The sequence below is a fragment of the Streptomyces sp. NA04227 genome (genome assembly GCF_013364195.1).
Classification (GTDB): domain Bacteria; phylum Actinomycetota; class Actinomycetes; order Streptomycetales; family Streptomycetaceae; genus Streptomyces.
The window spans coordinates 3,080,517-3,103,303 of the sequence record NZ_CP054918.1 but is presented as its reverse complement, the minus strand read 5'-3'; the positions used below and the strand labels follow the sequence as shown (position 1 = coordinate 3,103,303).

General features: G+C 72.8%; 18 protein-coding genes. 5 read left to right on the top strand and 13 right to left on the bottom strand.

Annotated elements, in window-relative coordinates:
- Positions 1–15: 15 nt before the first annotated feature.
- Positions 16–1,134: a phosphoserine transaminase gene (gene serC / locus HUT18_RS13175; protein WP_176100671.1), complete on the bottom strand. Its 1,119-nt coding sequence runs from the start codon at positions 1,132–1,134 to the stop codon at positions 16–18.
- 281 nt (positions 1,135–1,415) lie between these two features.
- Between serC and HUT18_RS13170 the strand changes: the two genes are divergently transcribed.
- Positions 1,416–4,319 carry an FAD-binding and (Fe-S)-binding domain-containing protein gene (locus HUT18_RS13170; RefSeq protein WP_254878997.1) on the top strand — a complete coding sequence of 968 codons (2,904 nt, stop codon included), beginning with the start codon at positions 1,416–1,418 and terminating at the stop codon, positions 4,317–4,319.
- Here the strand turns inward: HUT18_RS13170 and HUT18_RS13165 are convergent.
- The 12 genes from HUT18_RS13165 to HUT18_RS13110 form a co-directional block, all read right to left on the bottom strand.
- Positions 4,220–5,467, bottom strand: a complete 1,248-nt coding sequence (locus tag HUT18_RS13165; RefSeq protein ID WP_254878573.1) for a serine hydrolase — start codon at positions 5,465–5,467, stop codon at positions 4,220–4,222. The two genes, HUT18_RS13170 and HUT18_RS13165, sit on opposite strands and share 100 nt — an antisense overlap.
- Positions 5,468–5,541: 74 nt before the next feature.
- Positions 5,542–6,531: a hypothetical protein gene (locus HUT18_RS13160; RefSeq protein ID WP_254878572.1), complete on the bottom strand. Its 990-nt coding sequence runs from the start codon at positions 6,529–6,531 to the stop codon at positions 5,542–5,544.
- Positions 6,528–7,487 (bottom strand): hypothetical protein, encoded by a 960-nt coding sequence (locus HUT18_RS13155; RefSeq protein ID WP_176100670.1) that lies wholly within the window; start codon positions 7,485–7,487, stop codon positions 6,528–6,530. Before HUT18_RS13155 ends, HUT18_RS13160 begins: the two co-directional genes overlap by 4 nt.
- Positions 7,484–8,197, bottom strand: coding sequence for a hypothetical protein (locus HUT18_RS13150; RefSeq protein WP_176100668.1), 714 nt, complete (start codon positions 8,195–8,197; stop codon positions 7,484–7,486). The genes HUT18_RS13155 and HUT18_RS13150 overlap by 4 nt, the downstream gene beginning before the upstream one ends.
- Positions 8,198–8,206: 9 nt before the next feature.
- Positions 8,207–8,389, bottom strand: a complete 183-nt coding sequence (locus HUT18_RS13145; RefSeq protein WP_176100666.1) for a hypothetical protein — start codon at positions 8,387–8,389, stop codon at positions 8,207–8,209.
- Between the two features lie 394 nt (positions 8,390–8,783).
- Entirely contained in the window at positions 8,784–9,509 is a 726-nt protein-coding gene (locus tag HUT18_RS13140; RefSeq protein WP_176100664.1) for a C39 family peptidase, read from the bottom strand.
- 227 nt (positions 9,510–9,736) lie between these two features.
- Positions 9,737–10,537 carry a peptidase S1 gene (locus HUT18_RS13135; RefSeq protein WP_176100662.1) on the bottom strand — a complete coding sequence of 267 codons (801 nt, stop codon included), beginning with the start codon at positions 10,535–10,537 and terminating at the stop codon, positions 9,737–9,739.
- A gap of 130 nt (positions 10,538–10,667) precedes the next feature.
- Entirely contained in the window at positions 10,668–11,672 is a 1,005-nt protein-coding gene (locus HUT18_RS13130; RefSeq protein WP_254878571.1) for an alpha/beta hydrolase family protein, read from the bottom strand.
- Between the two features lie 449 nt (positions 11,673–12,121).
- On the bottom strand, positions 12,122–13,801 hold the full coding sequence (locus tag HUT18_RS13125) for a serine/threonine-protein kinase (protein WP_368661521.1): 1,680 nt from the start codon (positions 13,799–13,801) through the stop codon (positions 12,122–12,124).
- Between the two features lie 36 nt (positions 13,802–13,837).
- Positions 13,838–14,617 (bottom strand): serine/threonine protein kinase, encoded by a 780-nt coding sequence (locus HUT18_RS13120; protein ID WP_254878996.1) that lies wholly within the window; start codon positions 14,615–14,617, stop codon positions 13,838–13,840.
- Between the two features lie 183 nt (positions 14,618–14,800).
- Entirely contained in the window at positions 14,801–15,178 is a 378-nt protein-coding gene (locus HUT18_RS13115) for a VOC family protein (protein ID WP_176100658.1), read from the bottom strand.
- 208 nt (positions 15,179–15,386) lie between these two features.
- Positions 15,387–17,078, bottom strand: coding sequence for an amidohydrolase (locus HUT18_RS13110; RefSeq protein WP_176100656.1), 1,692 nt, complete (start codon positions 17,076–17,078; stop codon positions 15,387–15,389).
- Positions 17,079–17,316: 238 nt separating this feature from the next.
- Here HUT18_RS13110 and HUT18_RS13105 point away from each other — a divergent pair, with 238 nt between their 5' ends.
- From HUT18_RS13105 to HUT18_RS13090, 4 genes are all read left to right on the top strand, one after another.
- Positions 17,317–18,285 carry a DMT family transporter gene (locus tag HUT18_RS13105; protein WP_176100654.1) on the top strand — a complete coding sequence of 323 codons (969 nt, stop codon included), beginning with the start codon at positions 17,317–17,319 and terminating at the stop codon, positions 18,283–18,285.
- A gap of 182 nt (positions 18,286–18,467) precedes the next feature.
- Positions 18,468–19,322, top strand: a complete 855-nt coding sequence (locus HUT18_RS13100) for a TIGR03084 family metal-binding protein (RefSeq protein WP_176100652.1) — start codon at positions 18,468–18,470, stop codon at positions 19,320–19,322.
- A complete protein-coding gene (locus HUT18_RS13095; protein ID WP_176100650.1) occupies positions 19,319–21,175 on the top strand; it encodes an acyclic terpene utilization AtuA family protein in 1,857 nt (618 codons plus the stop codon). Before HUT18_RS13100 ends, HUT18_RS13095 begins: the two co-directional genes overlap by 4 nt.
- Complete coding sequence (locus HUT18_RS13090; protein ID WP_176100648.1) at positions 21,172–22,770, top strand: acyl-CoA carboxylase subunit beta; 1,599 nt, start codon at positions 21,172–21,174, stop codon at positions 22,768–22,770. Before HUT18_RS13095 ends, HUT18_RS13090 begins: the two co-directional genes overlap by 4 nt.
- Positions 22,771–22,787: the final 17 nt, after the last annotated feature.

The following is a 22,787-nucleotide window of genomic DNA, read 5'->3' as shown; positions in this document are numbered from 1 at the left end:
AACGGCCCTACACGATCAAAGCCGCTCGATCACATAGTCCACGCACTTGGTGAGCGCCTCGATGTCCGTGGGCTCCACGGCGGGGAACATCGCGATGCGGAGCTGGTTGCGGCCGAGCTTGCGGTACGGGTCGGTGTCGACGATGCCGTTGGCGCGCAGGGTCTTGGCGACGGCGGCCGCGTCGACCTCGGCGTCGAAGTCGATGGTGCCGATGACCTGCGAGCGCTGGGCCGGGTCGGCCACGAACGGGGTCGCGTACTTGCTGTCCTCGGCCCAGCCGTACAGGGTGCGGGAGCTGGTGGCGGTGCGGCGCACGGCCCAGTCCAGGCCGCCCTGGCCGTTGATCCAGTCCAGCTGCTCGGCGAGCAGGAACAGGGTGGCGAGCGCCGGGGTGTTGTACGTCTGGTTCTTGCGGGAGTTGTCGATCGCCGTCGGCAGGCTGAAGAACTCCGGCACGTGCCGCCCGGAGGCGTGCACCCGCTCGGCCCGCTCGATCGCGGCCGGGGAGAACAGGGCGACCCACAGTCCGCCGTCCGCCGCGAACGACTTCTGCGGCGCGAAGTAGTACACGTCCGACTCGCTGACGTCCACCGGAAGTCCGCCCGCGCCGGAAGTGGCGTCGACCAGGACCAGGGAGCCCTCGTCGGCGCCCGCGACCCGCTCGATGGGAGCGGCGACACCGGTGGAGGTCTCGTTGTGGGTCAGCGCGTACACGTCGACGCCGGCCTCGGCCGAGGGCGCGGGGTGGGTGCCGGGCTCGCTGCTGATCACGGTCGGCTCGGCCAGCCACGGCGCGGCCTTGGCGGCCTTGGCGAACTTGGAGGAGAACTCGCCGAAGCTGAGGTGCTGCGACTTGTTCTCGATCAGGCCGTGGGTCGCGACGTCCCAGAACGCGGTGGAGCCGCCGTTGCCGAGGATCACCTCGTAGCCCTCGGGCAGGGAGAACAGGTCGCGCACGCCGTCGCGGACCCGGCCGACCAGGTTCTTGACCGGGGCCTGGCGGTGCGAGGTGCCGAGCAGCGAGGTGCCGGTCGCGGCGAGCGCGTCGACGGCCTCGGTGCGCACCTTGGAGGGACCCGCGCCGAACCGGCCGTCCGCGGGCTTGATGTCTTCGGGAATACGGATCTCAGCCACGGACCGAGCCTAGACGCTCGACGGGCCCGGGCCGCCCACTGTCCGCCGGATGAGACACCCGTCGCGACTGTTTCCCGCCGTGCGCCCGTGGCTGACGGTGAGCAGGTTTCACGTGTGGGCATCCTGAAGACATGTCTGGACAGATGCCTGCGGAGATGCCCGGCGAGATCCCCCGGGAGACCGGCGACGAGGGCGGGGCGCGGATCGCCCTGGCGGGGCGGCTGCGGGCCCAGGTCCGCGGCGAGGTCCTGGCCGACGCGCAGACCAGAGCGCTGCACACGATGGACGCCTCCAACTACCGCCGGGTCCCGCAGGTGGTGGTCGCCCCGCGCGACGCGGACGACGTGGCCGCGGTGCTCGGCGTCTGCCGCGCGGAAGGAGTACCCGTCGTCGCCCGCGGCGCGGGTACCTCGATCGCGGGACAGGCCACCGGCACCGGGGTGGTCCTCGACTTCACCCGGCACATGAACCGGCTGCTCGAACTCGACCCGGGCTCCGGGACGGCCCTGGTCCAGCCGGGCCTGGTGCTCGACCGGCTCCAGGACGCCGCGGCCGTGCACGGTCTGCGGTTCGGCCCCGATCCCTCCACGCACTCCCGCTGCACACTCGGCGGGATGATCGGCAACAACTCCTGCGGCTCGCACTCGGTCGCCTGGGGCACCACCGCCGACAGCCTGCGCAGCCTGCGGGTGCTCACCTCCGACGGTACGAGCAGGCACCTGGGCCGCGGCTGGCAGGGCGCACCGGAGGGTCTGCGGGAGCTGGTGGCCGGCCAACTCGCCTTGCTGCGTACGGGGTTCCCGGACCTGCCGCGCCGGATCTCCGGCTACGCACTGGACGCCCTGCTGCCCGAGAACGGCACCGACCTCGCCCGCGCCTTCTGCGGCAGCGAGGGCACCCTCGGCCTGATCACCGAGGCCGAGGTCGCCCTGGTGAGGCCGCCCCGGGCCCGGGTGCTCGCCGTGCTCGGCTACCGCGACGAGAGCGCTGCGGCGGAGGCGGCGGCCGGACTTCTGCCGCACGGCCCGCTGACCGTCGAGGGGATGGCCGCCGATCTCGTACCGGCCGGAACGCGTCAACTCCCGGGCGGCGGCGCATGGTTGTTCGTGGAGATGGGCGGCGACAGCGAGGCCGAGGCGCGTGCGGCGGCGGAGGCACTGGTACGCGCCGCCGACACCAGGCACTCGCTGATCGTCGCCGACCCGGCCGGGCAGCGGGTGCTGTGGCGCATCCGCGAGGACGCCAGCGGCTCGGCGACCCGGATGCCCGCGGGCGACGACGCGGCCCGCAGTGGAGCCGCCGGGGGCGGCGCGGAGGCCTGGCCCGGCTGGGAGGACTGCGCGGTGCCGCCCGCCCGACTCGGCGCGTATCTACGGGACTTCAGGTCGCTGCTCGCCGAACACGGGCTGCACGGTACGCCGTACGGACACTTCGGCGACGGCTGCATCCACGTACGTATCGACTTCGATCTGCTGAGCAACCAAGGGGTGCGCAGCTTCCGGCTGTTCAGCGAGGAGCTGGCCAGGCTCGTGGTGGCGCACGGCGGTTCGCTCTCCGGCGAGCACGGCGACGGGCAGGCCCGCGCCGAACTCCTGCCGGTGATGTACGGCCCCGACCTGGTGCACCTCTTCGAGCGTGCCAAGTCCCTCTGGGATCCGGCACATCTGCTCAACCCCGGCATCCTCGCGCGGCCCGCTCCGCTGGACGCGAATCTGCGGTTCGCGGTACTGCCGCGCCGCCCGGTGGACGTCGCCTTCGGCTACCCGCACGACAACGGCGACTTCTCGGCGGCCGTACGCCGCTGCGTCGGCGTCGCCAAGTGCCGCGAAACCACGACGACTTCGGGAGTGATGTGCCCCTCCTTCCGGGCCACCGGGGAGGAACAGCACTCGACCCGGGGCCGCGCCCGGCTGCTGCACGAGATGCTCGCCGGTGAGGTGGTCACCGACGGCTGGCGCTCCACCGAGGTGCGCGACGCGCTCGACCTGTGCCTGTCCTGCAAGGGCTGCCGCTCCGACTGCCCCGTCGGCGTCGACATGGCCACCTACAAGGCGGAGTTCCTGCACCACCACTACGAGGGACGGCTGCGCCCCGCCGCCCACTACTCCCTCGGCAGGCTGCCGCAGTGGCTGCACGCGGTGGCCGCGCTCCGCCTCGCCCCGCTGGTCAACGCCGCCGCCTCGCTTCGCCCCCTCGCGGCCCTCGGCAAACGCCTCGCCGGAGTCTCCGCCGAGCGCGCCGTCCCGCCGCTCGCACGGCGGACCTTCCAGCAGTGGTGGCGGGCGCGGATGCTCCGGGCCTCGCGTCGTGGAGCACCTCCAACACGCCTGCCCGGCAAGGGAGATGAAACGATCCGCGAGGGCGGCGGCCGGGCTGCGCAATCGGCTCCCCGTCCCACCGTGATCCTGTGGCCGGACACCTTCACCGACCACCTCGCACCCGAGGTCGGCCGGGCCGCCGTGCGGGTCCTGGAGGATGCCGGGCTGCGCTGCGTCGTCCCCGAACGCGTCTGCTGCGGCCTCACCTACGTCACCACCGGCCAGCTCGACCGCGCCCGTACGGTGCTGCGCCGCACCCTCGACCACCTCGCCCCCCACCTGGACCCCGGCGTGCCCGTCGTGGTCCTCGAACCGAGCTGCGCCGCCGCCCTCCGCTCGGACCTGGTCGAACTCCTCGACGACGACCCCCGGGCCGCCGAACTCGCCGCCTCGGTACGGACGTTCGCGCAGACCCTGGAGGAGTACGCACCCCACTGGACCCCGCCCCGTATCGACCGCCCGGTCGCCGGGCAGACCCACTGCCACCAGCACGCCGTCCTCGGCGACGAGGCCGAACGGCGGTTGCGTACCAAGGCGGGCCTGAGCGGCGAACTCAGCGGCGGTTGCTGCGGCCTGGCCGGGAACTTCGGCTTCGAACGCGGCCACGAGAAGGTGTCCCGCGCCTGCGCGGAGGAGCAACTGCTGCCCTCCGTAAGGGCGTTGCAGGGCACGGGTGAGGGCGAGGGCTCAAGTGGAGGGTCGGGCGAGGCCGGTGTCGACAGTACGGTCCTGCTCGCGGACGGCTTCTCCTGCCGCACCCAGCTCGGTCAGCTCGCCGGGGTACGGGCCCGGCATCTGGCCGAGGTGCTCGCCGCGGGGCTCGGCGCCGAGGCGGAGGAGGAGGCCAGTTCCCACAGGACGCGGTAGCCGGTGGCGACGAGCCCGCGCCGGTTGCCGCGCCGGGTGCAGGCGGCGAACAGCGCGGTGCCGGAGGCCCGGTGGAAGCCGAGGAAGACCTGCTGGCCGAAGGTGGCCCCGCAGTGGAAGAGCAGCTCTCCGCCGGGCGCCGGATGCTGGAACCAGGTGAGCGTGTGGGTGTGCTGTCGCCGTGCGCCGCGCCGGAGTTGCGGCACCTGGACATCGGCCAGGGCGGCCGCGAGCGGCGCCTGTGCGGGGGAGCGGTGGTGGTCCTGCGGACGCAGGTGGGCCACCAGGTAAGCGAGCACGTCGGCGGAGGTCGCCCGCAGCCCGCCCGCCGCGGCGAAGGCGCCCATATCGGTGGCGGGCAGCGGGGCGGGCCGCAGCGCCCGGTGACCGGTGACATCGGCGGCCGAAGCGCCAAGTCCCGTGTCGCACAGGCCCATTGGCGTGAGAACCCGCTCGGCGAGGAGATCCGGGTAGCAGGTGCCGGTCGCGTGCGCGAGGGCCGGGCCGAGCAGGGCCACACCGAGGTTGGAGTAGTGCCAGCGGGTACCGGGCCGGTGCCGGGGCCGGATCCGTGCGAAGGCGTCGAGCAGCAGCCGGGTGTCGTAGCGCGGGTAGGGGTTGGTACCGGGGTGCAGCAGCGCGCTGCGGGTCAGATCGGGCGGCAGCCGCGGCAGGCCCGCGGTGTGCGTGGCCAGGTGGCGCAGGGTGATCCGCCGCTGCTCGGGGTACGGCAGCCGCAGCGACGGCAGATGCGCGGCCAGCGGATCGTCCAGACGCAGTACGCCGGACCGGGCCAGCTCGGCGAGGAGCAGCACCGTGAACGTCTTTGTGGCGGACCCGAGTTCATAGCGCCGCGCGCCGGGCTCGCGCGTCACCTCGGTCACCGCGCCGCCGCTGCTGACCGAGCACTCTTCGGGCTCGCGCACCGCCTCGGTCACGACACCGCCGCTGCTGACCGCGATCACTGCCTGCGGTGCGTCGATGTGGGGCAGCGCCCGGGCGAGGCGTTCGTCGAGGGGGAGGTCCGTGCCGAGGAGGAGGTCCGTGTGGGGAGGGAGGCCCGCGCCGGGAGAGAGGTCCTCGCTCAGCGGGAGCCCCTCGCCGAGCAGTTCGCCGGGCGGATCCACGGCGGCCCCGGACCGGTCCACGGCGAACCCGGACCGGTCTGCGCCGGCCCCGGACCCGTCCGTGTCGGGTCCGCCTCCCGCCCGATCCGAAGCCGTCACTCCCGCCCCGCCTCTCCTCCGTCCCCCGGCCCCTCCAGCGCACGCGAGGTGGCCATGGCGGAGGCGAAGGCGGCGACGATCGTGGGGTGGTGGACGATGTCGAAGACGGTGTCCGGGTCGCCGTCGGGCATCTCGTGGTGCAGGGGCATGGCGCCGCTCTCGCTCTGCGCGGCGGCGAAGCGTGCCCAGATGTCCGCGTCCAGGCCGGGCCTGGGCAGACAGGCGTCGACGACCAGCAACTCGCCGAGCAGATCCCAGTGTTGGAGGTCGGCCCAGTCCTCCAGCCAGGCGGGCAGATAGAGGGTGAGGTAGTCCGCGATGTGCGCGGGGACGCGCTCGGGTGCCTCGCCCCAGTTGGTGAGGTGGAAGATGGTGTGGGTGATGTCGTAGGCGGTGTGCAGATGCACGGTCCACGGCTCGGGCAGCTGGTCCAACCAGGTCTGTTCCAGGGCACTTTGCGGGCCGGGGACGGCACGCCCGCCGTCCGTGAGCCCCATCCGGCGTTCCGCGTTGCGCAGCCCCAGCCGCCGGTTCGGGACCACCTCCATGGCGGCCCAGCTCCGCGTACCGCGCACCGTACGCAAACTGGCCTCGAGTCCCGGGTGGCGGTGCCCCAGTTCGTGGAAGACCGCGTAGACCTCCAACGGGACCGGCGAGAACGGCTCGTTGTGGTGCAGCCGGGCCAACACACCGCCGCCGTCCAGGAGTTCACCCCACAGGAAGTCGAGCAGCCGGGTCGCCCGCCGGTGCTGCTCGGAGCCCGCGATGCCCTCGCGGGCGAGGATGCGCAGCTGGGTGCCCAACTCGGCCAGCGGCTTGAGCCGTTCACCGGTGCCACGCCCGGTGGCGAGGTCCTCCGGGGTCAGCCGGAAGTACTCGCGGTGGGTGTCCAGCCAGGCCAGCGCCCGCTCGCCGACCCGGTGCAGCAGGGCGGGGGAGGCGGTGGCCACGGCGGGCCCGGTGGGTGAGGGGGCGGGAGCGGTCACCGTACTGCCTCGCTTTCGCGTGCGTGCGCCGCCGCCGGGGCCGAGGGCTCCTTGGGCGCGCTGCGGGCCAGGGTGGCGGCGAAGGCCGTCACCAGGGTGGAGTGGTAGCAGGCCCGGAACACCTCGTCGGGCTCCGGTTCGCGCAGGCCGGTCTCCGGCACCGCGCCGTCCGTCCGCTGCGCGGCCGCGAGCCGCTCCCAGGCCACGGGTTCCTGCAAGGGGCGCGGCAGGCAGGCGGCAACGGCCAGCCACTCCCCGGTCAGGTCCCACAGCTCCTCCTCCAGCCAGCACTCCAGCCAGGCCGGTACCCACAGCCGCAGGTACTCGGCGAGCGCCTCCGGCATCCGGTGCCGGGCCCGGCCCCAGTCGGTGAGGTGGAAGACGTCGTGGGTGATGCCGTACGCCGCCGAGCGGTCCAGCGTCCACGGCTCGGCCCGCATACCGAGCCCGGTCCGGCCGAGCACCGACCAGAAGGCGGCGTGCGGGGTCAGCCCGATGTGCCGTTCGGCGGCCAGTACGGCAAGGGTGCGAGTCTCGCCGTGCCGGGCAACTCGCCAGCTCCGGGTACGTGTGGTGGCCCGCAGCAGCGCGTCGACGGACTCGTCGCGCAGTCCGGCCCTGGCGAACGCCCCGTAGAACTCCACCGGGTAGGTGGCCTGCGGTTCGCCCCGTACGAGGTCGAGGAACAGCCTGCCCTCGCGGGTCTGTTCCCAGGCGAAGCCGAGCAGCCGGGTGGCGGCGGCGCGGACCGAGGCACGCGGATGCCGCTCGCGGATCACCTGGCTGAGGGCGGCCAGTTCACCGAGCGGCTTCAAGGTGGTGTGCGGATCGGCGTCGTGGACCACCGACGCGGGCAGCCGGAACTCCTCTTGCCGTTCCTGGAGCCAGCCGAGACAGCCGTCGGTGATCCGGTCGAGCAGCGGCGCGGGGACGAGCGCCGCCGTCCGCCCGCTCACCCGGCGGCTCCCGCGAACCGCCGGGCCGCGGCGAGGTGCAGGGCCACCCGCGGATCGTCGCCGCCCATGTGCCGTACGAACACAAGGCCGCTTTCCAGGCCGAGGGTGGGCGGGGTGCCGGGCAGCCAGCTCAGCCAGCGCCCGAGCCCGGCCGCCTGCAGCCAGTCGCGGCGCCGCACCGCACGTACGAAGCCACGGGCCAAGTCCTCGGTGCGGGGCGCCAGTTGACCCGCGAGTTCCTTGGCGAGCTCCGGCTGCGCGAAGGCCGCGAGCTGGGAGGCGTGGTGCGCGAAGACCGGCCAGGGCTCGGCGGTGATCCACGTCGCGCCCGCCCGGGGCACCACGGGCCACTCGTACTGCCCGCCGGGCAGCAGCGCCCGGGAGGCACGGAGCAGCCCCAGATAACTCCACACCGACACCTCGGAGGCCCCGTCGCCGGGCCGGTAGGCGTTCAGTGTGGTCAGCAGCAGTCGTTCGTCCTCGCCGCCGGGCGGCAGCACGCCGCTCCCGGCCGCGTACGGTGCCAGCGCGTCGGGCCCCAGGACCCGGATCGCGGCCGAGGCCACCTGTTCCCCCTCGCGCAGCAGCGCGGAGAGCGCGTACGGGTCGCCCTCGCCCCGCAGGGCGAGAGCGACCCGTTCGGCAGCCTCGGCGACCGCGGCGCGCAATGGGAGCGCACCCTCGGGGCGCTCCGCTCGCTCGGTCGCCATCGCCGTCCGTTACCGGGTCGGCTTGGGCCGCGGAGTCGGCGGGGAGGCGAGCAGCAGCGCCGCGAGCAGCACTACTCCCGCGCACTCCCGGGAGTCCCGGAAAGTGCCTTCGGCTTCGCTGGTGTTCAGCATTTCCTCGACCTCGGTGCCAAGGCCGGTCGTGTCGACCGGGGCTGTGTACTCCATGGGCATACGACCATCTCCTAGTGTCGGTGTGTGCCCGCGCGATGCGGACGCCCACGGCACCACCATGCGCAGCAGATCCCGGGCCCCGCGCGCTGTCTGGTCCAAACGGGTGAGGGCCGTCCTGCCTCGTCCTACGTGCGCTTCGCGGGAATTTCCGAATCCGTATCCGGGAATTCCCGCAGGGCTGATTCCTCGCGCGCGAATGCGGAGTCCGGAGGTTTATCACCGGGAGTTTTCACGGTCAACTGGGCGCCGCTCGCGCATATTTCGTACGCATAGACCGCCCTCCCGGAGGGCGTCACTCCCGCCCGTACACGCCCAAACGCCGGGCACCCCCCCGTAGGTGCCCGGCGCTTGCCCGCGGTCGGCAGCGGTCGGCCGCGGTATCGGCAGCGGATAGTCAGGCCGCGTACCCCTTCGTGGCGATCAGCGAGGCGAGCTGGTCGAAGGAGAGCCAGTAGATCTGGTTGCCGCCGAAGGAGGCGGGGTCGGCGATGAGGACGGTGCGGTTCACGTCGTCGTAGCCGATCACCGTGAAGTAGTGGTAGATCGTCTCGTCCGAGGGGTAGCCGGGGGGCTGGTTGCCGGGCGGGGCGACGATGTTGGCGACCAGCGGGTAGTTGTTGTCGATGTCGGTGACGATGTCCTGCCAGAGCAGGTCCTTCTGCTCCTGCGTGGGCGGGTCGTTCGGTATTTCCTTGGTCTCGTACCAGCCGGTGCCGAGGTTCTGGTTGAGGACACCGGTGACCTGGCCGATGTGGTCGGTGCCCGCCTCGGTGGTGCCGAGCTGGGCGGCCAGGTCGGCCTGGCTCGGCGGCGCGGTGCGGGCCGAGAGCGCGATCCGGGTCGCGGCGGGACCGCACCACCAGCCGGTCTCCTGGACCTGGTAGTCGATCTCCAGCGTGCGGGTGCCCTCGGCCCGCACACCGTCCACGTGGAAGCGGGTGCCCGGCGCGTTGCGGTCGCCGACTACGGCGGTGCCCGCCTCGGAGCCGTGGTCGAGCACCGAGACGGCGGTGGGTGCGGTGTCGGGCCGGGGCGGGGCGCCCTGAGCGGCCCCGGCGGGAAGGGCGAGCGCACCGATGGTGGCGGTCACCAGAGCGGCGGCGGCGAGTTTGCGACGCATGGAACACTCCTGCTGGGTGAGTGAGATGCCGGATGAGTGAGATGCCGGGGGAGCGAGATGCCGGGTGAGCGTGCGAAGTGCGCCGTACGGGAGCGGCGTTGAGGGACGTGGAGCGGCGTTGAGGGACGCTGCGGGACGTGGAGCGGAGGGGCCCGTGGGCCCGGCGCGGGGGGTTTGCCGCCGGGCCCACGGGAGGGCGGCCGAGCGCACCGGCCGCCGGGAAAGGGTCAGCTGTCCAGGTGGAACCCGGCGCCGACCCCGCCGTTGTCGTCCATCTCGGCGATGATGTCGAGGATCGACGAACTGTGTTGTACGCCCCAGGCGTTGCCGACCAGCGTGGACCCGGCGACCACCGGTGAGCCGGAGTCGCCGCCGTCGGTCCACACGAGGTGGGTGAACCACTGGTTGTGGGTGCCGACCTTGACGCCGCAGGTGGTGCCCGTGCGGTGGCCCTGCTTGCACATCCGGGTGCCGTTGGCGGGCGGGGCACCGATCTTGTCGATGGTGACGTCGCCGACCTTGTTGGTGGCCCGGACGCGGGACTCGTCCAGCTTGATGACGGCGAAGTCGAGCCCGTCGGGGCCGGAGTTGAGCAGGTTGTTCGGGGTGCTGACGTAGGTGACCTCGCCGATGACACCGGTGTCCAGGTCGGGGCGGCTCTTGTCGAGCGGCGCCGGGGCGAAGGCGGTACCGGCGGGCGAGCTGTCCCGGTAGACCTTCTCACCGACGAGCTTCTTGCCGTTCTCGTCGATGAAGCAGTGCGCGTTGGTGAGCCCGACGAGGTTGCCGGTGCGGTCCCGGCCGACGGCGGTCATCGTGCACACGTGCAGGGCCTTGACGTCCTCCGGGCTCGGCGCCATCCGGAAGATGAGCCCGGTGCCGCCGCCGACCGCGGTGCGCTCCTGGGTGGCCTGCGGCGCGGCGGTCTGCGGCGCGGAGGTCTGGGTGGCGAGGGCGGGCGGGCCCGCGAGGGCGGCGCCCGCGAGGACGACGGCGGCGCCGAGGATACGGATGACGCGACGGCTCATGTGCTCGCTTTCGGTTGGTCGGGTGGTTGGTAGTCCGGCAGTCCGGCAGTCCAGTGGCCCGGTGGCCCGGTGGTGGACTCGGGGTCCCCCGTGGCGGAGTCCACCACCGGGTCGCCACCGGAGTCCCGGATCAGGCCTTGCGCAGGTGGGCGACGATGCCTTCCAGGTCCTGCTGGAACAGGTCCGGGCGGACGAAGTGGCCGCCGCCGACCTCGTGCGAGTCGTGCCGGATGCCGTCCCGGTCGAGCAGGGACTTGAACTCCCGCTGTCCGGCGAGGACTTGGGTCTCGTTGGCGACGTCGAAGAAGTTGATCGGGTCGGGGCTGGTGCCCGCGACCAGGAAGATCCGCTTGCCCGCGAACCGGTCGATGTGCTGGACCGGGTTGTCGTCGCTGACCCGCTTCTCGTCCCACAGCGGCGCGCCGTACATGGTGCCGCCCGCCAGTTCCACGGCCGCGGAGGAGACGTTGGCCCAGTGCACGACCAGGCCGCCGTCGCGGCGCAGGCTCGCCGGGCCGGAGTGGGCGCTGACGGAGGAGAAGTGGCCGTAGTACTTGGTCGCGTACTTCAGCGCGCCGAAGCCGCCCATGGAGAAGCCGGAGACGGCGCGGCCCTCGGGCCCGCGGATGGTACGGAAGTTGTCGTCCACCCACGGCAGCAGCTGCGCCATGTGGAAGGTCTCCCAGTTGCGGGCACCGGCGTTGGAGCTGACCGGGTTGGAGTACCAGCCCGCGCGGCCGCCGTCGGGCATGACCACGATGACCGGCTTGCCCGCGGTCCACTGGCGGATGCCGCCCTCGGGGAGGCGGTCGAACTCCATGAAGTCCTGGTTGCCGCCGTGGAAGAGGTACAGCACCGGGTAGGCGCGGTCGCTGTCGTGGTAGCCGTCCGGCAGCAGGACGTTGACGCGCGGCTCGGTGCTGATCGCGTCCGTCGCGAAGCGGTAGTACCACATCCGCGGGTCGTTCTCGTTGCGGTCCGTGATGCGCAGACCGTTCCCGTCACCGGGGCCGCGACCGGCCGCACCCGCGGTGTTGGTGTACGTCAGCAGGCCGCCCGCGCCGAGCGCGGCAGCGGCGGTGAGACCCCCGCCGAGCTTCAGCAGGGAGCGGCGGCTGGCACGGTGCTGACTCAACTTGTCCTCCTGGTACGGCGATTGGTGCGGCGATCGGTGCGGAGATTGCTACGGCGGTTCGGCGTTCACGGCGCGGTTCCCGACGGCCGTGCTGCCCGGTCCCGCCCCCTTCGGCGGATCCGTGCGGCGACCCGTACGACCGGTGTCCCCGGCCCTCTCGGGTTCGTGAGGAGAAAACTGCCAGGCGTTGGAGAGTGGCGCTATCCGGAAAGTTCCGGGGGTCCGCCGATCCGCGGTGCGGATAGCGTCCGCTGCGACGAGAAATGCGACGAGGAACAGGGAGTGCCGACGCGAGGGACCGCGCGGAGGAGGCGCCGAAGGAAGCGCGGCGGGGAAGCGCGGGGAGGCGCGGGGCGCCGCGAAGGAAGCGCCGGGCAACCGCAAGGAAGCGGCGAAGGAAACGGCGGGGGAGGACCTACGGGTGGGGCACTACGCGGATGGCGGGAGGACTACGCGGATGGCGGGAGCGCGGCGGACGACGACTCCCGGGGCGTCGGCGGGAGTCCGGCCGGGGTGCTGCCGGGAGTGGCGTGCGGGGTGCCTCCCGGGGACCCGCCGGGGCTGGTGTGCGGGGCGCCGTCCGGGCCGCGGTCCGTCCCCGACGGCCTTGCGCAGACGGGGAGTTCGGGGTGGTCCTTGGTACGTACGGCGGGCAGCCAGGCCGTTTCCGTGTCCCCGCCCGGTGTCCTTACCCGGTACCAGTCGTCCGACTTCGCGTCCGTCTCGTCGATGATCTGCAGCCCCTCGCGCTCCACGCAGACCGCGCGCAGGACGTCGCCGTGCCAGACCCGGGTGCGCACCACGTTCTCCGCGGTGTACGGCAGCCGCGGGTCCCGTGCGAGACCCAGGCTGCAGGAGGGGTCCCGGGTGGGCCCGGCCGGGTACTGGCAGCGCGTCTCACCGTTGTGGACCCGGAGTTGCCCCTTGCCCACCGGCGGGGCGGCCGGGGAGATGCCGGGCTGTGTGGTGCCCCCGTCGGCGGCGTGGCCGCCCCGCCCTTCCCTGTCCCAGGACCAGGCGAGGGCCGCCGACGCCGCCACCGCGAGGGCTACGGCACCCCCCGCGGCCGCGAGCAGCACCGACCGGGAGAGCGGCGGCCGCCCCGCCGCCTCGTGCACCGTGCCGGAGCCGGGCGAGCCGGGCGAGCCGGGCGAGCCGGGCTGCGTCGTGCCGGAGCGCGCCGCGCCGGGCCCCGCCAAGTGAACCGCCCCGGACCCCGCCGCCCCGATACGTGCCAGCAGCCCGGCGGCGGTGTGCCGAGCGCGTTCCTCGTGTGTCGGCGCCAGGCAGTCGGCGGCCAACTCGCGCCAGAACGGGGGGAGTTCCTCGTCCAGCCGCAGCGGGGCGCGCCCCTCCGCGTACACCTGCGCCTGGGCGAAACGGGCGGGCGGGGTGGAACCGGCGAACGGCAGCGCGCCGCCGGTGAAGACCTCGTGGATCAGGACGCCGAGCGCCCAGATGTCGGCGCTGGTACGGACCTGTACGCCGCGTTCGCCGAGCGGTGCCCGGCGGCGTTCGGGCGGCTGGTAGTCGAAGGTGCCAAGGGGCAGGGCCCAGCCGTGGGTGCCGCTGGTGCCGGTGAGCTCGGTGGCCAGGCCGAAGTCGGAGAGGCGTATCGAACCGTCCGCCATGAGCAGGACGTTGTCGGGCTTGAGGTCGCCGTGCACCCAGCCCTGGCCGTGCAGGTGCGCGAGGCCTTCGAGGATCTCGGTGACGACGCGGGCGGCCTGGGCGTGGCTCGGCCCTTCGCCGATGAAGTCGCGCAGGCTGCGTTCGGCGCGTTCCATCACCAGCACGGTCGCCCCGGCGAGCGCGGGCCGGACGGTGTCCTCCACACGGAAGAAGTCGAGCAGCCGGATCAGCCGGGGGTGGGCCGCACGCTGCCCGAACTCGACCTCGTGGCGGGCGAGTTCGGTGACGTTGCGGGCCTGGTGCGGGGAGAGGCCGCCGGTGGGCAGCACCTTCAGCGCGAGAAGGTCCTCCGCCCTCGCGTACGCGGGGGCGGGCCCGACCGGCCGGGCCGCGTACACCCGTGCCCAGCCGCCGGTGCCGAGGGTCCCGGCGATCTCCCAGTCACCGATGCGTTCGCCGGGCAGGAGCAGGGTCGTGTCGCCGTCAGCCGCGCCCACCGGCGCCTCCCCGTCTCACCGGCCACCCTCCGCGTCTCACCGGCCGCCCTCCGCGCCGCGGGGCCGCGGCGGGAGCAGCGCCAGGTGTTCCTCGCGGACCAGACCGAACCGCAGGGCGACGCCGACGAGAGATTCCCGCTTGCCGGTGCGGCGGCCCGCGCGGCTCTCGGCGTCCCCGGCGGGCGGGCTCAGGCGCATCTTCTCGTCGGCGAGGTAGTCGATGTGGGAGCTGACCGCGCGGGCGGTGAGCCGGGCGCAGGCCGGGTGCCCGCGCAACCGCTCGACGACCTGCGGGGTGGTCGGTACGGCCATCGGCGAGACGTCCCGCAGCCGGGGTTCGCACAGGGCGAGCAGTACCAGGAAGTACGTGGCGGTCTCGTCGAGCGAGTACGCGGCGACGGTGCGCCCGCCGAAGGGTCCGGCGACGGCGTCCGCGTCGAGGTAGACGTGATCGGGCGCGAACACCTGGAAGGAGACGGTGCCGCCGCGCGCGGGCAGCACCACGCGGGAGAACTCGAAGGGGATGGGGGCACCGGTGCGCCGCGGCGGCACGCGCAGGTACTCCCCGGCGCCCTCCGGGTTCTCGACCAGATAGCTGTGCGTGGCGCTGTAGTTGCTCAGCTGCCAGTGGTCGTCGGTGGCGCGGATCTCCCCGGCCAGCCGGGACACCGCCTCGTCGTCGAGTCGCAGCTCGACCGGCACCGTCGCCGAACCCCGGCCGAAACGGACCGCCTCGCCCGGCCCCAGCCGCAGCGTCTGTCCGGCCTGCCCGGTCTGTCCGGTGTCTCCGGCCTGCCCGGCTCCGGCACCCGGCAGGTGGACGACCACCCCGCTCAACCAGCCCACCTCACCCCTGACTTGGCCGTCATCATGGTCGCGACGATACCGACGCTCCGGGGCCCCTGGGCGGTTTCCAGTTGGACATCACAGGGAAAGCACAGTTTCCGCCCGCCCCGCCGCCCAGGCGTCGCGGGGCAGGCCGGACTATGCGGACAAGGCCTAACTTCCGGCCCGCTCCGCCGCACTCCGCTCCACGCAGAACTCGTTGCCCTCCGGGTCGGCGAGCGTCACCCAGCCCCTCCCGTCGGGCACGCGGTGGTCGCCGACGAGTGTGGCGCCCAGCGCGAGGAGGCGGTCGACCTCCTCGTCGCGACCGCGGTCCTGCGGCTGAAGGTCGACATGGACCCGGTTCTTCACGGTCTTGGCGTCCGGCACCGTCACGAAGAGCAGCGTCGTACCGGGCGCCGTGACCAGGGCCTCGGGGTCGCCGGGGAAGTCGTCCTCGGCGATGGTGCCGCCGAGGACGCCGGCCCAGAAACGGGCCTGCTCGTAGGCGTCGGAGCAGTCGAAGGTGAGGTGTCGCACAAGTGAGGTCATGCGCCGCACTATCGGTGGGCCGGACACGAGCTGTCCATTGAATTCGGCCGTGGGCGTGGGTCCGCTCCCGGTCACCAAGCGCAGCGCGCAGCCGCTGGGCCGTATCGCCGGGCGGCTCGGATCGCTGGTCTCGGACGGTCTCGGACGGGCTCGACCCGGCTCGGCCGGGCGGCCTGACGGTCGCACGCGACCAGCCCCTGACCGGGTGTCACCTGTCGAAACCCGCCGCCTGATACGTACTGTGCCCGGCCAGCACGGTGAGGAGCACCTTCGTCTCATCGACCCTGTCGACGGGGACCTCCAGCAGGTTCTGGTCGACGACGACGTAGTCGGCCTGCTTGCCGACCTTGATCGAGCCGGTGATGTCGTCCTGTCCGAGTGCGTGGGCGGCGTCGGCCGTGACGAGCCGGATGGCGGTCCCGACGTCGTTCACGGCGTTGGTCTCGCGGGTGACCGCCCGCTCGATGATGCCGAACGGTGACAGTGGGTCGGCGTCCCAGTCGCTCGACAGGGAGACCTGCGCGTCGGCGTCGAGCAGTTTCTCGACGGGGATCAGGTCGAACGCCCGATCGCCGATGGAGGCCGAGAGCTGCTCGTGGTAGGCGGGGTCGACCGCCTCCGGGCCCACCTGGAAGTCGGCGATGACGCCGAGCTCGGCGAAGCGTTCGATGTCGTCGGGCTGGACGAGGTAGGTGTGCGTGGTGCGGTGGCGTCGGTCGGCGACCTCGCCGCTGTCGGCCTCGATGGCCTCGACCGCGTCGAGCGCCGCGCGGGTCGCGGCGTCTCCGATGACGTGGAAGTGCATCCGGTAGCCGATCCGGTGGAGCTCGGACACATAGGTGCGGAGCTGGTCGCGCTTGAAGTACGGGAATCCTGACGGGTGTTCGGGGTTGACCGGCTCGTCGTAGGGCTTGAGCATCCACGCGGTGCCGAGGTCGAGGATCCCGTCGACGTAGATCTTCGCCGTGTCGAACTGCAGCAGGCTGTCGGGGTCGTCGCTGAACCGCCGCTCGAACTCGGCGAGTTGCTTCTCCATGCCGACGTCGGGGTAGAGGTACAGGCTGTTGACCGCCCGGACGGACAGCTTGTCCTCCTTCAGGGCCCGCTGCCAGGCGGCCGGGTGGTCCTGGCCCCAGAATCCGCCCGCGTCGCTGACGCTGGTGACCCCGTTCTTCGCCAGCTCGTCGAGCGCGACGAGCAGCCCCTTGTAGACGGTCTCGCCGTCGGGGGCGGCGGCGTTGCGGATGCGCTGCTGCGCGTTCTCGAGCAGGAGGCCGTTGAGCCGGCCGGTCTCGGGGTCACGCCCGTAGATGCCGCCCTGCGGGTCGCGATCGTCGGCTTCGATCCCCGCGGCCTTCAGGCCCGCGCTGTTGGTCCACACCGCATGGCCGAGGTCGTCGAGGATCAGCGCCGGACGGTCGGGGATCGCCCGGTCGAGTACGTCGATGGGGGGTTCGTCGGAGTCGAGCAGATCGAAGATCGACGGCCCGGCCGCGCGTACCCATTCGGAGTCGGGCTGTTCGGCGGCGCAGTCGGCGGCCATGTCCTCGTACTCGGCGAGCGTGCTCCCGCTCTCCATGGGGCACAGGTCGCGGTTGATGCCCGCCTCGGGGACGTGCAGATGGGTGTCCTGGAAGCCGGGGAGCACCATGTTGCCGCGGGCGTCGATCTCCTTCGCACCGCTGCCGGCCTTCGCGCGCACGTCCGACTCGGAGCCGACCGCCGTGATCTTCCCGTCGGCGTCGTAGGCGAACGCCTCCGCCCACGGTTGGTCGCGGTCGAGCGTGTAGACCTCGGCGTTGACCACGACCGTCGCCCCCGACCCCCCTTCGCCACAGGACGAGAGGGCCGTCGCGAGCAGGCAGGCGACCAGCGCGGGCGCCAGGCGGCGCGGATTCACAGCTCGATTTTAGTCCGGCGGCGGCGTTCCCACCCGGCGTGCGCCCACGGGACGAGCTCGCCGGGTGAGCAGCGGACACCGGCGGACGCCGAACTCGTCCTCGGTCTGCGCCCACCGGGCGAGCGCGCCGGGCGGGCAGCGGACACCGGCGGACGCCAACCCCGAACCCCTCAAGATCGTTCATTACTCTGAACCATGCGGTTCACCAAGATGCACCGGTCATGTGTAACCTGCTGCCATGCCCCTGAACTACTCCTCCCGGAAAGCCGTCCGGGCGGGCACCCCTGACCTCGCCGCCGGGGGAGCCGCCGCCACCGGTCCCGCGGACGCCGCGGCGTCCTCCGCACGGACCTCCGGGAAGACGACCCTCGGCCCGGTCGGTCTGGTGCTCGCGGGCGGCATCTCGGTGCAGTTCGGCGGCGCGCTCGCGGTGAAGCTGATGCCCCGGGCCGGTGCGCTCGGTGTGGTCTCGCTGCGCCTGGCCGTCGCCGCGCTGGTCCTGATGGTCATCTGCCGCCCCTCACTGCGCGGGCACTCGCGCGCCGACTGGGGCACCGTGCTCGCCTTCGGCGCGGTGATGGCCGCCATGAACGCGCTGTTCTACCAGTCGATCGCGCGGATGCCGATCGGCCCCGCCGTCACCCTGGAGGTGCTCGGGCCGCTGGCCCTGTCGGTGCTCACCTCGCGGCGGCTGATCAACGTGCTGTGGGCCGGGCTCGCGCTCGCCGGTGTCTTCCTGCTCGGCGGCGGCGGATTCGACGGGCTGGACCCGGCCGGTGCCGCGTTCGCCCTCGGGGCGGGCGTGATGTGGGCGGCGTACATCCTCTTCAGCGCCCGTACCGGCCGCCGCTTCCCGCAGGCCGACGGGCTCGCGCTGGCCATGCTCGTCGCCGCGCTGCTGATGCTCCCCGTCGGTCTCGCGGAGTCGGGGGCGAAGCTCGCGGTGCCGACCACGGTGGCCCTCGGCGCGGCCGTCGCCGTCCTGTCCTCCGTACTGCCCTACACCCTCGAACTCCTCGCCCTGCGCCGTATGCCCGCCGCCTCCTTCGCGGTCATGATGAGCCTCGAACCGGCCGTCGCGGCGCTCGCGGGGCTGCTCATCCTGAGCCAGGCGCTCTCGGTGGCCGAGACCATGGCGATCGTCCTGGTGGTCGCCGCCAGCATGGGCGCGGTACGTACCCACACCCGGCAGGCCGCGGGCCGCTGAGTCCCGCCGCCGGTCCTGTCGCCAGGGCTGCCGGCAGTCCGGCCGGCAGCCCTGCCACCAGCTCCTGAGCGGCTCTCCACCCGCCCGCTGTTACCCCGGGTAAAAACAATACAAGCACGCTTGCTTGTTTTCTCCTCCGGTGCCATGCTCCCTGCAAGCCGCCGTGCCGAGGGGAGTGCTCCGTGTCCGACCCGTTGCCCGTGTTCGAGGATCTGCGTGCCGAGGGAGAGGAACTCGACGCGCTGGTAAGGGAGTTGGCGCCGGAGCAGTGGGCGCTGCCGACGCCCGCCGAGGGCTGGAGCGTCGCCCACCAGATCGCGCATCTGGCCTGGACGGACCGGGCCGCGCTGCTCGCCCTGACCGACGCCCAGGGCTTCGCCGCCGAGCTGGAGAAGGCGTTCAAGGCGCCGGACACCTTCGTCGACGAGGGTGCCGCCCGCGGTGCCGCGCTGCCGCCCGCCGAGCTGCTCGCCGACTGGCGGGCCGGACGCGTCCGGCTTCAGCGGGCACTGGGCGAGGCCGCCCCCGGGGTGAAGTTCCCGTGGTTCGGCCCGCCGATGTCCGCCGCCTCGGTGGCGACCGGGCGGCTGATGGAGACCTGGGCGCACGGCCAGGACGTGGCCGACGCGCTCGGCGTACGGCGCGCGCCCACCGACCGGCTGAAGAACGTGGTGCACATCGGCGTCCGCGCCCGCGACTTCGCCTTCCAGGCCAACGGGCTGACCCCGCCCACCGAGCCCTTCCGCATCGAACTCACCGCCCCCTCCGGCCAGTTGTGGACCTACGGCCCCGAGGACGCGCCCCAGCGGGTCACCGGAACCGCCCACGACTTCTGTCTGCTCGCCACCCAGCGCGTGCACCGCGGCGAGGTCGCCCTGCGCGCCGAGGGCCCCGACGCCGACCACTGGCTCGACATCGTCCAGGCCTTCGCCGGACCACCCGGCAAGGGACGACGGCCCGCCGCCGAAGCCCCCCGAGCCGCCGAAGCCGCCCGCGCCACCGCGGTCTCCGCCGAGCGACCGGGAGCCGACGGATGACGCCCGCCCCCGAGCCCACGAGCCCGGCCTCTGCCCCAGATCCCGCGAACCCGGCCCCCGCCCCCGTCCCCGCCCTGCGGATCGGCAACGCCTCCGGCTTCTACGGGGACCGGTTCGAGGCCATGCGCGAGATGCTCACCGGCGGCCCGCTCGACGTGCTGACCGGCGACTATCTGGCCGAGCTGACCATGCTCATCCTCGGCCGCGACCGGCTGCGCGACTCCGACCTCGGCTACGCCAAGACCTATCTGCGGCAGCTGGAGGAGTGCCTCGGCCTCGCCCGCGAGCGCGGGGTCCGGCTCGTCAGCAACGCCGGAGGGCTCGCCCCGGCCGCGCTGGCCAACCGCGTCCGCGCACTCGCCGAACGCCTCGGCCTGGACGTACGAGTCGCCCATGTCGAGGGCGACGACCTGCTGGCGCGCGGAGGCTGGGGCGAGGGCGTGCTCACCGCCAACGCCTATCTCGGCGGCGAGGGCATCGCGGCCTGTCTGCGGGCGGGCGCCGATGTCGTGGTGACCGGGCGGGTCACCGACGCCGCGCTGGTCAGCGGCAGTGCCGCCGCGCACTTCGGCTGGCGGCCGCCGTCGCCGGAGGCGGCACGCGCCGGCGATCCGTACTACGACCGGCTGGCCGGTGCCGTTATCGCCGGGCATGTCCTCGAATGCGGCACCCAGGCCACCGGCGGCAACTACGCCTTCTTCACCTCGCTCGGCGAAAACCGGGAAGCCGTACGGGAGTTGCTGCGGCGCCCCGGCTTCCCGCTCGCCGAGATCCACGAGGACGGCTCCAGCGTCATCACCAAGCACGACGGCACCGGCGGCCGCGTCGACGTCGGCACCGTCACCGCCCAACTGCTCTACGAGACCCAGGGCGCCCGGTACGCGGGACCCGACGTCACCGCCCGCCTCGACACCGTACGGCTGACCGCCGAGGGAGTCGACCGGGTCCGTATCGACGGCGTACGGGGCGAGGCGCCGCCGCCCGCGCTGAAGGTGGGCCTGAACCGGCTCGGCGGCTTCCGCAACGAGGTCGTCTTCGTCCTGACCGGGCTCGACATCGAGGCCAAGGCGGATCTGATCAAGGCCCAGCTCGACGAGGTACTCGCCAAGTCGCCCCCGGCCGAGGTGCGTTGGGAACTGGCCCGCACCGACCGGGCCGACGCCGCCACCGAGGAGACGGCCAGCGCGCTGCTCAGGCTGGTGGTGCGGGACCCGGACCAGAGTGTGGTCGGGCGGCCGGTGAGCGCGGCCGCCGTGGAGCTGGCGCTTGCCAGCTATCCGGGATTCACGCTGACGGCGCCGCCGTCCAAGGGCGCGCCGTACGGCGTCTTCGAGGCCGCGTGGGCCGCGCAGGACTCCGTCACGCACACCGCGGTCCTGCCCGACGGACTGCGCGAGCCGGTGCCCGCGCCCGCCGTCACCCTCACCCTGGCCGAACTTCCCGAGCCCCCACTGCCCCCGGCCCCGGCGCCCGCGAAGACCCTGCGCGCCCCGCTCGGCCGTATCGCAGGTGCGCGCAGTGGCGACAAGGGCGGCAGCGCCAACATCGGGCTCTGGGTGCGCGAGGACGCCGCCTGGCCCTGGCTGGTGCACACGCTCACCGTCGACAGGCTCCGCGAACTCCTGCCGGAGTGCGCCGAGTTGCCGGTGACCCGGCACGTACTGCCCGGCCTGCGGGCGCTGAACTTCGTCGTCCAGGGCCTGCTCGGTGAGGGCGTGGCCTCCCAGGCCCGGTTCGACCCGCAGGCCAAAGGGCTCGGCGAATGGCTGCGCGCCCGCCATCTCGACATTCCCGCCGCGCTTCTGCCCGACGAGGTACGGCAGCAGCCCAGCAGCGAGGGGACCCACTCGTGACCGTCCTGCCCACCGCGCTCGACGCGAGCGCACCCGAATACACGGCGAACCGTGAGCACATGCTCGGCAAGCTCGCCGAACTGCACACCGAGCAGAACAAGGCGCTCGACGGCGGCGGCCAGAAGTATCTGGACCGCCACCGGGGGCGCGGCAAACTGCTCGCCCGTGAGCGCATCGAGCTGCTGCTCGACCCCGACACCCCGTTCCTGGAGCTGTCGCCGCTCGCCGCCTGGGGCAGCGAGTACGCCGTCGGCGCCTCGCTGATCTGCGGCATCGGCACTGTCGAGGGCGTGGAGTGCCTGATCACCGCCAACGACCCGACGGTGCGCGGCGGCGCCAGCAACCCGTGGACGCTGAAGAAGGCGCTGCGCGGCAACGAGATCGCCTTCGCCAACAGGCTGCCCTGCATCAGCCTGGTCGAGTCCGGTGGCGCCGACCTGCCCTCGCAGAAGGAGATCTTCATCCCGGGCGGCGCCCTGTTCCGCGACATCACGCGGCTGTCCGCCGCCGGGATTCCCACCGTGGCCGTGGTCTTCGGCAACTCGACGGCGGGCGGCGCGTACATCCCCGGTATGTCCGACCACGTGATCATGGTCAAGGAGCGCTCCAAGGTCTTCCTCGGCGGTCCGCCGCTGGTGAAGATGGCCACCGGCGAGGAGAGCGACGACGAGTCGCTCGGCGGCGCCGAGATGCACGCCCGCACCTCCGGGCTCGCCGACTACTTCGCCCTCGACGAGCCGGACGCGCTGCGCCAGGCCCGCCGGGTGGTCGGCCGCCTCAACCACCGCAAGGCGTACGCCGATCCGGCCGTGGCGAAGGCGCCGAAGTACGACCCGGAGGAACTCCTCGGCATCGTGCCCGGCGATCTGAAGATCCCCTTCGACCCGCGCGAGGTCATCGCCCGGATCGTCGACGGCTCCGACTTCGACGAGTTCAAGCCGCTGTACGGGCCGAGCCTGGTCACCGGCTGGGCGCACCTGCACGGCTACCCGGTCGGCATCCTGGCCAACGCCCAGGGTGTGCTGTTCAGCGCCGAGTCCCAAAAGGCCGCGCAGTTCATCCAGTTGGCCAACCAGCGCGACATCCCGCTGGTGTTCCTGCACAACACGACCGGCTACATGGTCGGCGCGCGGTACGAACAGGGCGGCATCATCAAGCACGGCGCGATGATGATCAACGCCGTCTCCAACTCGAAGGTGCCCCATCTGTCGGTGCTGCTCGGCGCCTCCTACGGGGCCGGTCACTACGGCATGTGCGGGCGGGCCTACGAGCCGCGGTTCCTGTTCGCCTGGCCGAGCGCCAAGTCCGCGGTGATGGGCCCGCAGCAGCTGGCCGGGGTGATGTCGATCGTGATGCGCGAGTCGGCCGCCGCCAGGGGCAAGCCGTTCGACGAGGAGCAGGACGCGGCGCTGCGCGCCATGGTCGAGCAGCAGATAGAGGCCGAGTCGCTGCCCATGTTCCTGTCCGGGCGGCTGTACGACGACGGCGTCATCGACCCGCGCGACACCCGCACCGTGCTCGGTATGTCCCTGTCCGCGATCCACACGGCACCCGTCGAGGGCGCACGTGGCGGCTTCGGCGTCTTCCGGATGTGAGGCGGAAAATGAGCAAC

Coding starts and splice junctions, on each gene's coding strand:
- HUT18_RS13170 (WP_254878997.1), top strand. CDS start 1,416: ATGGACGCCTCCAACTACCGCCGGGTCCCGCAGGTGGTGGTCGCCCCG.
- HUT18_RS13150 (WP_176100668.1), bottom strand. CDS start 8,197: ATGGCGACCGAGCGAGCGGAGCGCCCCGAGGGTGCGCTCCCATTGCGC.
- HUT18_RS13145 (WP_176100666.1), bottom strand. CDS start 8,389: ATGCCCATGGAGTACACAGCCCCGGTCGACACGACCGGCCTTGGCACC.
- HUT18_RS13140 (WP_176100664.1), bottom strand. CDS start 9,509: ATGCGTCGCAAACTCGCCGCCGCCGCTCTGGTGACCGCCACCATCGGT.
- HUT18_RS13135 (WP_176100662.1), bottom strand. CDS start 10,537: ATGAGCCGTCGCGTCATCCGTATCCTCGGCGCCGCCGTCGTCCTCGCG.
- HUT18_RS13115 (WP_176100658.1), bottom strand. CDS start 15,178: ATGACCTCACTTGTGCGACACCTCACCTTCGACTGCTCCGACGCCTAC.
- HUT18_RS13105 (WP_176100654.1), top strand. CDS start 17,317: ATGCCCCTGAACTACTCCTCCCGGAAAGCCGTCCGGGCGGGCACCCCT.
- HUT18_RS13095 (WP_176100650.1), top strand. CDS start 19,319: ATGACGCCCGCCCCCGAGCCCACGAGCCCGGCCTCTGCCCCAGATCCC.